Origin of the sequence: Paenarthrobacter sp. NyZ202 (assembly GCF_049860755.1) — a bacterium.
In the GTDB taxonomy this organism is placed as follows: Bacteria; Actinomycetota; Actinomycetes; order Actinomycetales; family Micrococcaceae; genus Arthrobacter.
Genome location: NZ_CP187556.1, coordinates 3,712,099 through 3,726,495, shown reverse-complemented (window position 1 = coordinate 3,726,495; position 14,397 = coordinate 3,712,099). Strand labels below are relative to the sequence as shown.

Sequence of the window (14,397 nt, the reverse complement as noted above, 5' to 3'; positions counted from 1 at the left end):
CAGCAACCAGACGTAAACTGGCCTTCGGTTTATTGCTGGAAGCTCGGAGATCCCATGCTCTGGAAGGTTCTTGTTCGTTTCCTGCGGCCACATCAGCGGCTGCTGGTCGCCGTCGTCGTTTTCCAACTGGCCCAATCCGTCGCCTCCCTGTACCTTCCGACGCTCAACGCGGACATCATCGATCATGGCGTGGCCGTTGGTGATACCGGCTACATCCTGCGCATGGGCGGGCTCATGCTGCTGATAACACTCCTGCAGATCGCCTGCGCCGTCATTGCGGTGTACTTCGGCGCGAAAGCCGCCATGGGCATGGGCCGGGATCTCAGGGAAGCGATCTTCAGCCGCGTGGGGGAGTTCTCCGAACAGGAAGTCACCCGGTTCGGCGCAGCCTCGCTGATCACCCGTTCCACCAATGATGTCCAGCAGGTGCAGCAGCTGGTCCTGATGTCGTGCACCCTCATGGTCACGGCACCCATGCTGAGTATCGGCGGCGTGGTGATGGCGGTCAGGCAGGACGCCCAGCTCTCCTGGTTGATCGCGGTCAGCGTGCCCGTGCTGCTGGTCTGCGTCGGTGTGATCGTGACGCGCATGGTGCCGCTGTTCCGCAAGATGCAGGTGCGGATTGACGCCGTTAACCGCGTCCTCCGCGAACAACTGACCGGCATCCGCGTGGTCCGGGCCTTCGTGCGTGAGGATATGGAATCGGCCCGGTTCGGCAAAGCCAACGACGACGTCACTGATGTTGCGCTGCGGGCCGGGCGTTTGATGGCGCTCATGTTCCCCGTGGTCATGCTGGTGATGAACGTTTCCAGCGTGGCGGTCATCTGGTTCGGGGCATTCCGGATCGGGGACGGGTCCATGCAGGTAGGGACTTTGATCGCGTTCCTGAGCTACCTCATGCAGATCCTCATGTCGGTCATGATGGCCACGTTCATGGCCGTCATGATTCCCCGGGCGTCGGTCTCCGCCGACCGGATCGGCGAGGTGCTGCAGACCGACTCAAGTGTCCGGCCGCCGTCGAACCCTGTTTCCCTCACCGGCCGCCGCCGCGGCCAGCTTGAAATGCACGACGTCGGATTCGCCTACCCGGGTGCTGAGCAGCCGGTCCTCAGCGGTGTGTCATTCACTGCCTTGGCGGGGCAGACCACGGCGATCATCGGCAGCACCGGGGCGGGGAAGACCACGTTGGTGAACCTGATGCCGAGGCTCTTCGACGCGACGTCCGGATCCGTGCGGCTTGACGGTGCGGATGTCCGTGAGCTTCACCCGGACCAGCTATGGGGCCACATCGGCCTGGTGCCCCAGAAGCCGTACCTTTTCTCCGGCACGGTCCGCAGCAACCTGCTCTACGGAAAGCCCGACGCCACGGACGACGAACTGTGGCAGGCCCTCGAGGTAGCCCAGGCACGGGACTTTGTTGAGCAGATGGAAGGCGGTCTCGACGCCGCCGTCTCGCAGGGCGGGACCAACGTCTCCGGCGGGCAACGGCAGAGGCTTGCCATTGCCCGGGCCCTGGTCAAGAAGCCCGAGCTTTACATCTTCGACGACTCCTTCTCCGCCCTGGACACGGCCACCGACGCCCGCCTGCGCCACGCACTCAAGCAGCACACCAGCGGCGCCACGCTGGTGATCATCGCCCAGCGCGTCTCCAGCATCGCTGACGCGGACCGGATCCTGGTGCTCGACGGCGGCAGGATCGTTGGGCAGGGAACTCACCAGGAGTTGCTGGAAACGTCGGAAACCTACCGGGAAATTGTGTCCTCCCAGCTCGCAGCGGAAGAGGCAGCATGAGCACCATGACCCGGGGTCCGCAGCGCCCGCCCATGGGACCCGGCAGGGGTGGCCCGTTCGCCGGCATGAACATCCCCGCGGAGAAGGCGTCCAACTTTGGCGCGTCCGCCCGGCGGTTGTTGGGCACCCTGCAGCCCGAACGGCTCTGGCTGGTCCTGATCCTGGTGTTTGCCGTGGTCAGCGTAGCCCTGAGCGTCATCGGCCCACGGTTGTTGGGCGAAGGTACCAACCTGATCTTTGCCGGCGTCGTATCCAAAGAACTTCCCGCCGGCGTTTCCAAAGCCGATGTGATCGCCGGGCTTCGCGCCTCCGGCGAAGGGGCCAAGGCCGACATGTTGAGCGCCATGACCCTGACACCCGGAACCGGAATAGATTTCGGCGCCCTGTCATCAGTGCTGCTCTGGGCGCTGGCGCTGTATGTCCTGGCCGCGGCGTTCGGCTGGATGCAGGCATATGTGCTCAACGGCGTCGTGCAGAGGACCGTCTACCGGTTGCGGCAGCGGGTCGAAGCCAAAATCCACCGGCTGCCCCTGCGGTACTTCGACTCCATCCAGCGTGGTGAGCTGCTGAGCAGGGTGACCAACGACGTCGACAACATCTCCCAAAGCCTCCAACAGTCCATCAGCCAGGTAGTCTCCTCCCTCCTGACGGTGCTGGGCGTGCTGGTGATGATGTTCATCCTCTCGCCGCTGCTGGCATTGATCGCCTTGGTGACCATCCCCCTGACCCTGGGCATCACGGTGCTGATCGCCAAACGGTCCCAGAAACTCTTCGTGGCCCAGTGGAAAAACACCGGTGAGCTCAATGGCCAGATCGAAGAAACCTACACCGGACATGCCCTGGTGAAGGTGTTCGGGCGGCAGAACGAGGTGCAGGAGAAGTTCCGGGCCAAGAACGCCGAGCTGTACCAGGCCAGCTTCGGCGCCCAGTTCGTCAGCGGCCTCATCATGCCGGCCATGACGTTCATTGGGAACCTCGTCTATGTGGGCATCGCCGTGGTGGGTGGGCTGCAAGTGGCTGCCGGGGCCATGCAGCTGGGCGACGTGCAGGCCTTCATCCAGTACTCCCGACAATTCACCATGCCCTTGGCCCAGCTGGGGTCCATGGCCAACATGCTGCAATCCGGAGTTGCCTCCGCGGAGAGGGTCTTTGCCCTCTTGGACGAAGAAGAAGAATCACCGGAACCTGTTGATTCTTCCCCGGGCACGGGCCGGGGCCGACTGGTCTTTGAGAACGTCTCCTTCAGCTACTCCCCGGACAAGCCGCTGATCCAGAACCTGGACCTGGTGGCCGAGCCCGGCCAGAGCATCGCCATCGTGGGGCCCACCGGGGCGGGCAAAACCACCCTGGTAAACCTCATGATGCGGTTCTACGAACTCGACGGCGGCCGGATCACCCTGGACGGCGTGGACATCGCCACCATGTTCAGGCAGGAATTGCGCTCGCGGATGGGCATGGTCCTGCAGGACACCTGGCTCTTCGGTGGAACCATCCGGGACAACATCGCCTACGGACGGCCTGATGCTCCGGAGTCTTCGATTGTGGAGGCTGCCCAGGCCACCTATGTTGACCGCTTTGTCCGCTCGCTCCCGGAGGGCTACGACACCGTCCTGGACGATGAGGGCAGCAACGTTTCGGCAGGGGAGAAGCAGCTGCTCACCATAGCCCGGGCCTTCCTGTCCCGTCCGTCGGTGCTGATCCTGGACGAGGCCACCAGTTCCGTGGATACCCGTACCGAGGTGTTGGTTCAGAAGGCCATGAATGCCCTGCGCTCGGACCGGACCAGCTTTGTGATCGCCCACCGGCTCTCCACCATCCGGGATGCCGACCTCATCCTGGTGATGGAGGCTGGGCAGATCGTGGAGCAGGGGACGCATGCGGAACTGCTGGCCACCGGCGGAGCGTACTCCCGGCTGTACGAGGCCCAGTTCGCGGCGCCGGCGGCGGAAGTGTGAGGTTTCGCGGTCGGTGGCCCCTCGGAGAATGACCGCAGTTTCTTGATCGTCCGGGGCTATGAGTGGATGTCACAAGCAGGTGATTATCTGATGTTTATCAGATAAAATTTTCCTATGACCACAACAGCAACCTTCACGCAGCTTCTGCGCGAGCCAAAGGAAGTTCTGTCCCACATCGACGAAGGGGACATCGTCGTCACGCGGCGCGGCAAAGAAGACTTGATAGTCTCCAAGGCAAGTGATCACCGCAACGACCGCCACGGTCTGCAGTTGGCTTCCGCCCTGATTGCCGCTTCCCTCGGGGAAGGCGACTTTGTCCAACGACTCCATGTGCCTTTTCCATGGCTCACCTTCCTGACCCGGGCTGAGCAGGACGAGTTCGCTGGCGAGGTCGTGGAGGTAGCCCGTGGATGCGCTGCTGTTGGATTTTTCGGGCGGCTCGGCGTAGTGATTTCCTCGTGGGAGGCCACGGCCGCGGCCGCAGCAGAAGGGATCCCTGTCGGCAGTGCGGACCTGAACTATCTGGATCAGCCGGTCATTCTCGAGGGGCCGTAGCTTGGCGAAGCGAACGGACGGCGTTCCCAGGCCGTCGAAAAGCACGGACTTTGTCCTGCAATTCATAACCCGTGAGGCGGAGAAGGGTTGGCAAGATGCTAAAGCAACCGCTCGCAATAGCCTCGCCGAGGCTTGGGAGTACCTTACGACGAATCCAGGCCGCGAACAGCCGGGGCTGTGCTACATACTTCGGGGTGGGTTCCGGAGCCTGACTTACCAAGGTCTGGAACATGACCGTTATCAGTACAAGTTCTCTCACGGTGGCCGCATCTGGTACGCCGTGATCCCGCCGGTCAAGAAGGGCAAAGGTCCAGGCCGCGTGCTCATTGAGCGTGTGGAAACAGGCCATCCGAACGAGACCGAGCCCGGTCGCAACTTCCGCTGATCTTCCAGTCTCAAACGGGGCACGCCTTCCCGACCAACGCTGAGCCGCGTATCGACCCTTTCCAACTGGCTGTGGCTGTTTTGGCACCTGCCTGGCGTCAAAGTATGTCGTTGCGGTAGGCGCCTCGGGATCACGGCAGCCTCGAGGGCCTCAACGCCGTGGCGTCCCCGGCACGGGAGGGGTCCAAAGGGACGGGGCTGACCAGCACGGCTGGACCGCGGTGGAGCAGGCCACCGGAGACCACCTGGCATCTCACTCCACCCCTTCCACGCATCGCTTTGTGGGCGCCGGGAGCCAGCATCTGGTCCATCCAGGCACAGGGATGCGCTGGGCGTCCGGCCTTTAAGGCCACGGAATCGCCTGCAGACTCCAGGGTGAATTCGTGTCCCAGCAACGGAGCCAGTTCGGCCCCGCGGATCACCACGTTCCGGCGCGTCAAGAGCGGATCGAAGGGGCCGGCACCGAGGTCTGCGGCGATCGATTCAAGGGCTTCGACGGCGAACAACGTCACCGCTGCGTCCATGTGGGCGGCCTTGCCGAAGAACCGGTCACCCACGATCCCCTTGCCCGCAACAAGCTCGGCAGCGGGGGCATCGGTTGTCGGAACGTCGGCAGCTCCTTCCCGCGCCCGGCCAAAGTAGGCGTGGGCGGGCGACACCAGCAGGTGCAGCACCTCGACGTCGTACCTGTACTCAGTGACCATCCCTCAACGCTAGCTGTCCGGCCGCCGGCGCGCACAGGTCCCCGTCTGCGGCAAGCCGACGACGGCGGCCTCTCGCGCAGTGGTTGGCCTGCCTGGGCGCCGCGAAACTAAGCGGCGAGCTGGCCGGAGATTTTCTCGACGAGCACGTCAGGCGCAAGGTTGAAGTCGGCAAGTACGTGCTTTTCGTCGTCAGCCAGGGGTTCCAGTGTGCTTAGTTGCGAGTCGAGGAGGCTGGATGGCATGAACTCGTGATCGCGGGCGTTCATCCGGGCCAGGAGGGTTTCACGGTCGCCGTGCAGGTGGACGAACACGACGTTGGGAACGTGGGTGCGAAGCAGTTCGCGGTAGCTGCGCTTCAGCGCGGAGCAGGCGATGATCGACGGGGCGCCCTGATCCATTGATGCACGCAGCGTGCGCCCGATCTCTTCCAGCCAGGGTTTGCGGTCGGAGTCGTCCAGGGGGATGCCCGCGCCCATCTTTGCCTTGTTTGCCGCAGGATGGAGGTCATCGCCGTCCTGGAACGGCATGCCCAGCTGCGCGCCCAACAGCGAGCCGATGGTTGATTTGCCGCATCCGGAGACGCCCATGACTACAAGGGGTGGCAGGGGAGTGGTGCTCATATGGATATTCCTTTGGTTCGCGCCATCGCGGACGGGCATGGCAAAAATCATACTTGAGAAAAGGTTCGCAGTATTTCGAGTGGAGGTCAAGGGGGGTGGCCGCGCCTCAAGCTATGAGAAAACTTAAGCAAATGAGAAAAGTTTCTTGATTTTGTGTGATGCCGGACATACGCTTAAACCATCAGATTTCCCGGAGTTTCCAGCAAACTCCCCAGACCCCGGAGGCACGTGATGCGACGCATCGTTGGAGAACAATCGCAAGGTCATTCACACCGGTGCCGGTACGTGGCCGGGACCGGAACCCATTGCCCGGTCAGCGGCTTGTGGGCTCCGGTTGGTGAAACGGGGCCGGGTCTGCAGGTGTTGGAGGGCAGCATCATGCCCACGCACCGCAACACGGCCATCGTGTGGCATCTGGTCCACGGCCTCACGCCCCGTGACCTACGTAGCTGAAGCCAGGCCGCGCCGACGGACCACTGCCCATAAGCCCCGGCTCACTTCGCTGGAGCTGAGGCTCACAGAGTCCCGGGTCTCGCGCGCCCGCATCGACAGCCATGTGCGGATGCTCCTGAGCCGCCGAAATGAGGCTATTGCGGCCGCGCTGGCGGACAAAGTGTCCCTCGCCGCGGTTTCGGCCGTTGTGGGAATCCGGGCAACCGATGTCAAAAGGCTCGGCGGCGCCTACCAGGATCTCCATTTCTCAGGGGCTCAGCAGGATTGGCACCTCGCGGGCCTTTCCGCCATCGTGAGGCAACTCAATGCCGCCTTGGAAGACAAGGACAAGTGCGTGCAGCAACTCCGCCGCGATGTCCTGGCCGGGCTCCAAAAGGGCAGCCTGGACATCTTCCGGGTCGCCGCTTTGACGTCCCTGCCGGCAGAGCGGATCCGCGAACTTATCAGGCCGGAAACACTGTAGGCAGGGAAGGCCGGACCCGCGGGTCCGGCTTTCCCTGTTACGGAATATCTACGCCTGCTCCCGGTCGGCGCTCCAACCGGACAGTGCACCCTTGAGGGCTGCGATCAGCCGGGCCGTTGCCTGGTCCTTGGTCAGCCCCACAGTGTTGATGAGGTCCAGGATTTCGCGGGGGTCGAACAGGATGTTCCACAGGAACATGGCCTCATCGCCGATCGGCGGGAGGCCCAATTCCTCGCACGCCTCGCGCAGTGGCCGCTCCAGTGCATCCGCTTGCACGGTCAGGTAGAAGGCGCCGGAGCGCAGACGGGCCAGGTAGCCTTCGCCGGAACGCGTGTAGAGCATGGCGCCGCCATGGCGCGTGACCAGGTCCACCCACTTGCGGCTCACTGTGGTCAAAAGTTCGACGCCGGACAGTTCCTGCTGCTTCAGGCTGAAGTCGCGCAGTTTCTCACCAACGCCAAAACGGTACTCGGCCAGGATGTCCTCGACTGAAGGAAAATGCCGGTACGCGGTGGCCGTAGATATCTCGGCGTGCTTGGCGACGTCCGTCATGCTGATAGGGCCGCGGCGGGACGCAAACAGCTGGCCCGCTGCCTTGACCAGTTGTCTGCGGTTGCGCTGTGTGTCACTACGCATTGATGGGCACCCTTTCGTCACCTCAAGCTTAGGTCCTGGAAACGGACCACCCAGTCAGGGCGGCCGTGAAAGTCCTGAGCAGCCGGGCGGAGGCCTGTTCGGCCGTGAGCTGCAGGCTCTGGATAAGATCGTTGATTTCGCGGGGGTCGAAGAAACCGTTCCAGAGGAAGAGGGCCTCGTCCCCTGGGTGCTGGATGCCGAGGTCCAGACAAGCTTCCTTGAGGGGCTCCGCAAGAGCATCGGCCTGGACCGTCAGGTAGTACGCGCCGGCCTTGACCCGGGCAAGGTAACCCTCCGGGGATCGGGTGTGGATCATCGATTCGCCGTGCTGGACCACCAAGTGAACCCACTTGGTGCACACAGCCTCCAGTAACTCCAGGCCGGCCGAAGACTGTGCACGGCTGAATTCCAAGAGCTCGCGGCCCACTTCAAAGCGGTAAGCGGCGAGCGCGTCCTCCACCGATGCGAAGTGCCGGTAGGCAGTGGCAGTGGAGATGCCGGCTTCGGCGGCGATTTGGGACATGGTAGCCGAACGGCCGGCTCCGAAGAGCCGGCCGGCCGCCTCAACCAAAAGCATCCGGTTGCGCTGCATGTCTACGCGCAGCCCTGATGGAGGGTTGAGCAGTGTCACGGGGTCTGCTTCAGTGCCGCGAGGCCCGCAGCGATGCGCTCGACGCCGGCGGAGATCGCTTCAGCGCTCGCGGCGTAGGAAAGCCGTAAGTGGTGTTCGCCGTTGCGCCCGAATTCGCTGCCGGGGCGGACTGCCACGCCGAACTCACGCAAGTGGGCCACCATCCGGGCTGCCGGCAGGTCCACGTCGTACTTGGGGAACAGATAGAAGGCACCTTCAGGGGAGCTCACCGTAAGGCCGGGGATCTTGCTGAGTCCGTCGACCATGAGCTCACGGCGCTCGGCGTAGGAGGCGTGCATGCGTTTGATGTCCGGCCCGCAGGTCTTCAACGCAGTCAGCGCGGCCAGTTGAACGGCGGTGTTCATGGAGCCGTTGAAGGTGTTGTGCACCCGTGCTGCGGAAGCGATGATGTCCGACGGTCCCCACAGGTAGCCCACACGCCAGCCGGTCATGGCGTAGCTCTTGGAGAACGTCTGGCAGTAGATGGTCCTTCCGGCAAGTGCCGGGATTTCCAAAGCCGAGGTGAACGGCTCCGGGGTGTAGACAAGGTCACTGTACGCCTCGTCCGAGAGGACCAGGGTGTCCGTTCCGGCAACCATGTCCGCGAGGGCTTCGAGCTCCTGGCGGGAGTGCACGATGCCCGTGGGGTTGGACGGGTTGCAGAAAACGAACATCTTGGCGCCCTTGAGGGCTGTGGCCAGGGCGTCGAGGTCCCAATGCAGGTCCTCGGCCAGTGGAACGGGAACAATCTCGCCCCCGGCCATGCTGACCAGGTCTGCGTACAGGGAGTAGGTGGGGTCGGGGATGACCACCTTGTCGCCCGGGTTGACGATGCCCAGGATAGCGGCGGAAAGACCGGCCGTTCCGCCTTGAGTGATGAGCACGTCGCTGGGGCTGGCCACTTCGCCGAGGAGCTGGCCGATACGGGCAGCCAGCTCCTCGCGAAGCACCAGCTCGCCGAGCAACGGCGAGTAGTGGGTGTGTCCCTCTTCCAGAGCGCGGGCGGCTGCGGCACGTACCTGTTCGGGCGTGTCGAAGTCCGGCTCGCCCATGGCCAGGGACACGAGATCGCCCTTTGACTGCGGCTGCTGGACGCGCAGTGATGTTCGCTGGACCCGCAGCACGGCCTCGGATGGTTGGAAGGAGGCAACGGCGGTGGTTGGTTCAAGTGTCATGGGGTCCTGTTTCGGGATAGGTGGAAAGTTTGGCGGGAGCGGTCTTAGCGCCGGGGGTGGTCTTCTGCGGGGGCGCCGGCCCAGCGGCTGATCTCGATGTCCCCTGAGGTGTCGCGCTGGACGGTCGGCGCGATCACCAGTTCCTGGACCACGGTGCGCTGCGGCAATGTGGCTACCAGGTGGATGGCGCGGGCCACGTCCTCGGGCTGGACCATGGCTTCGCGTTCTTCGGCCTTCGGCGGCCGGGCCCGGTTGTCCAGGATGGGCGTCGCGGTTTCGCCCGGAAGGATGGTGACGGCACGGAGTCCTTCGTTGCGGAACGTGTTGTGGAGGTAGGTCATGAAGTTCCGGACGGCGGCCTTCGCGGCACCGTAGGCGGCGCCGCCCAGGAGGTTCGGGTTGACGGCCGCGAGCGAGGACACCGTGATGATGGTGCCGGTGTTGCGGGCCAGCATCCCGGGGAGGACGGCCTGGGTCAGCAGGTAGACGGCGTTGAGGTTGACATCCAGGACGCTGTTCCATTCCTCCTGGCTGATCCACCGGACATTGAGTACCTTGCTCGCGCTGCCCGCGTTGTTGACCAGGATGTCTACAGGTCCGAGGGTTTCGGAGACCCACGCGACCAGGGAATCGACGTCGTCCTTGGCCGCGATGTCAGCGGCCCGCGGGTGGACGCTGCCGCCGTCGGACGCAATGTCCGAGGCGACCTCCTCCAGGACGGAAAGCCGACGGCCAACCAGTACTACATGTGCGCCTTCAGCTGCGAGCAGTTCCGCAGTTGAGCGGCCCATGCCCGTTCCCGCGCCGGTAATGACGGCTACTTTGCCTTCAAGAAGTCCCATGGTTCCGTTCCTTTGGATCGTGGAAAGTGCTGAGATAGCTGTCACATATGCGAAAAGTTTCTCATTTGCGAAGCTGTTGGGTCAAGTGCCCCGGTCGGCCAATGTTCAGGCCGCAGCCCGCGCCGGGGCCGGACGGGAGTGATGGGGGAGGTCCAAGGCCCCGAAAAGGTTCTCCACGCGCGACTCCAAGACGGCCAGCAAGCGCTGCGCCTCGTGGTAATCCGCGACCGCCTGGTGCTGGTCCACCCAACGGAACGTCATGCGTTGCCCCGGACGCGCCTGGCCCAACATTGGCAAGGAGGCCTTGGTGGCGAACGCGACAATCGGGTAGCCCGCAGTCAGGGTCCGGTAGCGGCCCAGAATGATGAGCTCGTCGCCGTGCGGGATCTCGAAAGCGCCGATGGGGACGCCATGCGAGACGATCTCTCCGAGGCCCTCGGGGTGCACCACCGGGCCGTCCAGACGGAGTCCCACATGGTTGGACTTGGCGGTGACGGTGTATTCGCGGGAAGCGAGGAGCTCGCGGATGCCCACGGCCGCGTCCGTCTCCGGACCCTCCACAATGTCGATGGTCCACAAAGGGTGCTCGAACGACGGAATGGGTACAGGAAGGCGGAACAGAGGCTGGGTCAGGTAGGGATGCTCAAACCCCGAGTAGGAGGTCTCGAGTTCCAGGTGCTGTCCCGCGGCGATCTGTTGAGGGAACCCCATTCGTGCCTCGGGGGCCGCGCTGCCCATGAAATGGTCAGTGACCAAGGTTCCACTGAAAGCCAGGTAATTTCGCATGCCGCCGCGCGCGTTCGCAATCACCACGCGGCCCTTGGCTGGGACACAGACGGGTTCCCACATGGAGACCTTGCTGCCGTTGACCGTGACGTCCGCCGGTGCTCCCGTGACTGAGATCAGGACGGGTTTGGACGAGGTGAATACGAACCGGCCACCCATGAGTTCCAGAGCAGTGGCAGCCCGGTCGTTGCCCACCAGGATGTTCGCCACGGCTGCTGAGTGCTGGTCGGCCGCACCGCCGCAGGGGACACCGAGGGCTTCGGATTGCTCGCGCCCCAGGTCCTGGAACGTGGCCAGCCAGGCGGCCTCGCGGACCTTGACGGTAGCGCTGCGCTCGGCCGGCATCAGAGTGCTCCTTCCATCGAGTACGAATCAGTCCTCAGAAACCGTCCGGCCAGGCGTTCCCACTCGGACTCCGGGACCACCTTGAACCGGACAGTGTCTCCGGGCGAATAGGACGTGGGTGGATCTTCGCGGATATCGCAGATGGTCAGGGGAGTACGCCCAATGACCTTCCAGCCTGTGGGTCCCGGGAAAGGCTGGATGATGGCGTTGGTGCCGGCCACCATTACCGATCCCGGGTCCACGTTGGTCCGTGGTTCCCTGCAGCGGCTGACCTGTCCGGGGAACCGGACTGTCCCCATCATGGGTGCCATGGCCGAGGCCAGAAGGTTGATCGACAACACGGAATCCTCAAGATGCCCAAGGACGGCTTCCTGGCTGATGCCCAATTCCGCGGCCACATCCTGCAGGTCCGGAGCGAAGGTCTGGTTGACCACCAGCGGAATCACAAAGTGCTTGCCATCGGTGTGCCCCGTGTCCTCGTGGAACCGTCCAGCAGCCGCGAGCCGGATGGTTTGCGCCAGTTGGGCGTGCCCCACCGTGAGGCAGTCGAACTCCACCAGAATGGAGTCGACGCCGGCCACAACGTCCTGCAGTCCGTGGGGCCGCACCTCGAGGAGGATTTCACGGAGCCTGCGGCTGCCCGCCTGCCGTTCTCCTGCCGTCCCGGAGGCAACGCTGACCATCAGTGCGGAATCACCGAACGGTACGGCCTTGATGTCCGGCAACTGTCCGGGCTCTGGGTGCGTGCTCATGGGTCCTTGGCTTGTTGGTGGGGTGGGTCAGACGGTGGCGAGCTTGGCCTTCTCGGCCAGCACTTCCTGCAGCCCTGTGGCCTTGACTCCGGCTTTGTCCAGCGCGGCGCGGAGGGCGGTGCCGTTCTCCAGGACCTGTGGGTGGTCGCCGTGGAGGAGGACGACGTCGGCGTCGTGGCCGAGCGGGACAACCTTGCCGGTGACGGCGCGGACGGTTCCTTCGGTGACGACCTGGACCACGCGACGGCCGATTTCCTCGGGGTCGTGCAGCAGGGCGCCCTCAGTGTTGCGGGAAACGGGCATGCCGTCTTCGCCGTAGCCGCGGTCTGCCAGGAACACGTAGCCAACCTCGAGGCCGCGCTTGCGGGACTCTTCGGCCAGCAAACCGTTCTGGCAAATCACAATGTAGGAGGGGTCGTAGGCCTTGATGGCGTCGGTGATGGCCCGGGCGTGCTTTGCGTCGGTCTGGGCGATGCTTCCCATGCGGCCGTGCGGTGCCACGTGGCTGATCTTGCCACCGTGGATGCGGGCAAAAGCGTCCAGGGCGCCGATCTGGTAGAGCACGTCCGTTCGGATTTCTTCTTCGCTGGCCTCGATCAGGCGGCGGCCGAATCCCACCAGATCGGGGTAACCGGGGTGTGCGCCGAGTTCGATGCCGCGTTCAACGCAGGCCTTGACCGTGGTGTCCATGACGCGTGGGTCCCCGGCGTGGAAGCCGCAGGCGATGTTGGAGGCAGTGACCAGGCCCAGCAGGGCGTCGTCGTCGCCGATGGTGTAGTTTCCGTAGCTTTCGCCGAGGTCTGCGACAACGGCGACTGAGTTGATGCCCAAGGTGACTCCCAATGGTCTTGTTGTGGTGCTTTATGGTCCAACGACGGCGGCCTGGCGGCAATGGCGGCAGGCCGCCGTCGTACTTATCTTGCTAGTGCGTGGCCAGGGGCTGGCCCTTGGTTTCCTTCAGGAAGTAGACCGAAACCAGGGTGATGATGGCGGTGCCGATCGAGGCGTAGGCCGGGACCATGCTGTTGCCGGTGGCCTTGATGATTTCCGTCATGACCAGCGGCGCGCTGCCGCCAAAGATGATGGTGCTCAGGCTGAAGCCGATGCTGTAGGCGCTGTAGCGGACGGTGGTGGGGAACATCTCGGTCAGCACCGTGTGGACCACGGCTGCATGGCCGGAGAAGGCGATAGCCATGACCACGGTGGCGATGCAGGCCATGAGCATGTTGCCCGTGGTGATCATGGCGAACATCGGGTAGGACACCACGGCCATGAGGACCGCGGAGAGGGCCAGGACCGGCTTGCGGCCGATGCGGTCGGAGAGGCGCGCCATGAGTGGGATGGCGACAATGATTGCTACCAGGCTGAAGGCAGTCACGGTCAATGCCTGCAGCATGCTGAAGTTGTTGCCGGAGCCGAGCTGTGTCTTCAGGTACGTGGGCATGTAGGCGAAGAGCAGGTAGTAGCCGGGGCCATTTACTGCCGGGAGGAAGATGGTCAGTGCGATCGCCTTCAGGTGGCGTTTGGACGTGAAGACTGCGCACAGCGGGTTACGCTCCACCTCGTTCCGTTCACGCAGGGCCTCGAAGTGCGGGGTGTCTTCCATCTTGGAACGGATGTAGTAGCCCACGTAGCCCAGCGGCACGGCGAACAGGAACGGAATGCGCCATGCCCATGATTCCATGGTGGCGTCGCCCAGCGTGGTGATCAGGACCGCGGAGAAGGCGCTGCCGAAGAGCAGTGCGCAGAAGGAACCCACGGCGATGAAGCTCATGGACCAGTTGCGGTGCTTGTTGTGTGCGTACTCGCCTACGAACGCCATGGCACCGGCAACCTCGCCGCCGGCGGAGAAGCCCTGCAGGATGCGGAGCAGGATGAGCAGGGCCGGAGCGGCCCAGCCAATCACGGAGGAACTCGGGATGAGGCCGATGCATGCTGTGGCGCCGGAGATGAGGAGCAGGAGCATGGAGAGCAGGTTCTTGCGGCCCAGCTTGTCGCCCAGGTAGCCGCAGATGACACTGCCGAACGGGCGGGCCAGGAAGCTGACAAGGAAGCCTACGTTGGTCAGCAGCAGGGACCCGACGTCCTTGGAACCCATGATGTTAATGGCAAGGTACGTGGTCAGGAGCCCGTAGATGCCATAGTCGTACCACTCCACGAAGGAGCCCATGGTGCCGGCAATAGTAGCCTTGCGCACCATCTTGCCGTCAGCTGTGACGACCTTTACCTGTGCGGTGTTCAGATCCACTGATTCCGTCGATGAAGTAGACATTGGTGGTTCTCTCAGTTTAGGTCCCGCTGTTGG

At 63.8% G+C, this 14,397-nt stretch carries 15 protein-coding genes; 5 read left to right on the top strand and 10 right to left on the bottom strand.

All coding sequences use genetic code 11. The annotated features are described in order from the left end of the window. Positions 1 to 54: 54 nt before the first annotated feature. From ACPFL9_RS17235 to ACPFL9_RS17220, 4 genes are all read left to right on the top strand, one after another. Positions 55 to 1,791: an ABC transporter ATP-binding protein gene (locus tag ACPFL9_RS17235; RefSeq protein WP_426004095.1), complete on the top strand. Its 1,737-nt coding sequence runs from the start codon at positions 55 to 57 to the stop codon at positions 1,789 to 1,791. Continuing rightward, a complete protein-coding gene (locus tag ACPFL9_RS17230; RefSeq protein ID WP_426004094.1) occupies positions 1,788 to 3,746 on the top strand; it encodes an ABC transporter ATP-binding protein in 1,959 nt (652 codons plus the stop codon). Before ACPFL9_RS17235 ends, ACPFL9_RS17230 begins: the two co-directional genes overlap by 4 nt. Positions 3,747 to 3,860: 114 nt before the next feature. After that, the gene (locus tag ACPFL9_RS17225; RefSeq protein ID WP_426004093.1) at positions 3,861 to 4,301 is read left to right on the top strand and encodes a type II toxin-antitoxin system Phd/YefM family antitoxin; all 441 of its coding nucleotides are present in this window, start codon (positions 3,861 to 3,863) and stop codon (positions 4,299 to 4,301) included. 1 nt (position 4,302) lies between these two features. After that, positions 4,303 to 4,686, top strand: a complete 384-nt coding sequence (locus ACPFL9_RS17220) for a hypothetical protein (RefSeq protein ID WP_426004092.1) — start codon at positions 4,303 to 4,305, stop codon at positions 4,684 to 4,686. Between the two features lie 130 nt (positions 4,687 to 4,816). Here ACPFL9_RS17220 and ACPFL9_RS17215 read toward each other — a convergent pair whose 3' ends face one another. Next, positions 4,817 to 5,389 carry an MOSC domain-containing protein gene (locus ACPFL9_RS17215; RefSeq protein WP_426004091.1) on the bottom strand — a complete coding sequence of 191 codons (573 nt, stop codon included), beginning with the start codon at positions 5,387 to 5,389 and terminating at the stop codon, positions 4,817 to 4,819. Between the two features lie 107 nt (positions 5,390 to 5,496). Then, positions 5,497 to 6,009, bottom strand: a complete 513-nt coding sequence (locus tag ACPFL9_RS17210) for a gluconokinase (RefSeq protein ID WP_426004089.1) — start codon at positions 6,007 to 6,009, stop codon at positions 5,497 to 5,499. Positions 6,010 to 6,445: 436 nt separating this feature from the next. Here ACPFL9_RS17210 and ACPFL9_RS17205 point away from each other — a divergent pair, with 436 nt between their 5' ends. Further along, entirely contained in the window at positions 6,446 to 6,925 is a 480-nt protein-coding gene (locus ACPFL9_RS17205) for a hypothetical protein (RefSeq protein ID WP_426004087.1), read from the top strand. A 48-nt stretch (positions 6,926 to 6,973) separates the two neighbouring features. Here the strand turns inward: ACPFL9_RS17205 and ACPFL9_RS17200 are convergent, their stop codons facing one another. From ACPFL9_RS17200 to ACPFL9_RS17165, 8 genes are all read right to left on the bottom strand, one after another. Then, the gene (locus ACPFL9_RS17200) at positions 6,974 to 7,561 is read right to left on the bottom strand and encodes a TetR/AcrR family transcriptional regulator (RefSeq protein ID WP_426004086.1); all 588 of its coding nucleotides are present in this window, start codon (positions 7,559 to 7,561) and stop codon (positions 6,974 to 6,976) included. A gap of 28 nt (positions 7,562 to 7,589) precedes the next feature. Next, the gene (locus ACPFL9_RS17195; protein WP_426004084.1) at positions 7,590 to 8,192 is read right to left on the bottom strand and encodes a TetR/AcrR family transcriptional regulator; all 603 of its coding nucleotides are present in this window, start codon (positions 8,190 to 8,192) and stop codon (positions 7,590 to 7,592) included. Then, on the bottom strand, positions 8,189 to 9,367 hold the full coding sequence (locus ACPFL9_RS17190) for a pyridoxal phosphate-dependent aminotransferase (RefSeq protein ID WP_426004083.1): 1,179 nt from the start codon (positions 9,365 to 9,367) through the stop codon (positions 8,189 to 8,191). Before ACPFL9_RS17190 ends, ACPFL9_RS17195 begins: the two co-directional genes overlap by 4 nt. 44 nt (positions 9,368 to 9,411) lie before the next feature. Then, the gene (locus ACPFL9_RS17185; RefSeq protein ID WP_426004081.1) at positions 9,412 to 10,209 is read right to left on the bottom strand and encodes an SDR family oxidoreductase; all 798 of its coding nucleotides are present in this window, start codon (positions 10,207 to 10,209) and stop codon (positions 9,412 to 9,414) included. A 105-nt stretch (positions 10,210 to 10,314) separates the two neighbouring features. After that, on the bottom strand, positions 10,315 to 11,340 hold the full coding sequence (locus ACPFL9_RS17180) for a biotin-dependent carboxyltransferase family protein (RefSeq protein ID WP_426004080.1): 1,026 nt from the start codon (positions 11,338 to 11,340) through the stop codon (positions 10,315 to 10,317). Continuing rightward, the gene (locus tag ACPFL9_RS17175; protein ID WP_426004079.1) at positions 11,340 to 12,092 is read right to left on the bottom strand and encodes a 5-oxoprolinase subunit B family protein; all 753 of its coding nucleotides are present in this window, start codon (positions 12,090 to 12,092) and stop codon (positions 11,340 to 11,342) included. Before ACPFL9_RS17175 ends, ACPFL9_RS17180 begins: the two co-directional genes overlap by 1 nt. A 27-nt stretch (positions 12,093 to 12,119) precedes the next feature. After that, complete coding sequence (locus ACPFL9_RS17170; RefSeq protein WP_426004078.1) at positions 12,120 to 12,923, bottom strand: LamB/YcsF family protein; 804 nt, start codon at positions 12,921 to 12,923, stop codon at positions 12,120 to 12,122. A 91-nt stretch (positions 12,924 to 13,014) separates the two neighbouring features. Then, positions 13,015 to 14,364 carry an MFS transporter gene (locus ACPFL9_RS17165; protein ID WP_426004076.1) on the bottom strand — a complete coding sequence of 450 codons (1,350 nt, stop codon included), beginning with the start codon at positions 14,362 to 14,364 and terminating at the stop codon, positions 13,015 to 13,017. Positions 14,365 to 14,397 lie beyond the last annotated feature (33 nt).

Bases quoted from the DNA above. Each gene is read 5' to 3' on its own strand.
- ACPFL9_RS17230 (WP_426004094.1), top strand. From the start codon at position 1,788: ATGAGCACCATGACCCGGGGTCCGCAGCGCCCGCCCATGGGACCCGGC.
- ACPFL9_RS17165 (WP_426004076.1), bottom strand. From the start codon at position 14,364: ATGTCTACTTCATCGACGGAATCAGTGGATCTGAACACCGCACAGGTA.
- ACPFL9_RS17210 (WP_426004089.1), bottom strand. From the start codon at position 6,009: ATGAGCACCACTCCCCTGCCACCCCTTGTAGTCATGGGCGTCTCCGGA.
- ACPFL9_RS17225 (WP_426004093.1), top strand. From the start codon at position 3,861: ATGACCACAACAGCAACCTTCACGCAGCTTCTGCGCGAGCCAAAGGAA.
- ACPFL9_RS17190 (WP_426004083.1), bottom strand. From the start codon at position 9,367: ATGACACTTGAACCAACCACCGCCGTTGCCTCCTTCCAACCATCCGAG.
- ACPFL9_RS17175 (WP_426004079.1), bottom strand. From the start codon at position 12,092: ATGAGCACGCACCCAGAGCCCGGACAGTTGCCGGACATCAAGGCCGTA.
- ACPFL9_RS17185 (WP_426004081.1), bottom strand. From the start codon at position 10,209: ATGGGACTTCTTGAAGGCAAAGTAGCCGTCATTACCGGCGCGGGAACG.
- ACPFL9_RS17235 (WP_426004095.1), top strand. From the start codon at position 55: ATGCTCTGGAAGGTTCTTGTTCGTTTCCTGCGGCCACATCAGCGGCTG.
- ACPFL9_RS17200 (WP_426004086.1), bottom strand. From the start codon at position 7,561: ATGCGTAGTGACACACAGCGCAACCGCAGACAACTGGTCAAGGCAGCG.
- ACPFL9_RS17180 (WP_426004080.1), bottom strand. From the start codon at position 11,340: ATGCCGGCCGAGCGCAGCGCTACCGTCAAGGTCCGCGAGGCCGCCTGG.
- ACPFL9_RS17215 (WP_426004091.1), bottom strand. From the start codon at position 5,389: ATGGTCACTGAGTACAGGTACGACGTCGAGGTGCTGCACCTGCTGGTG.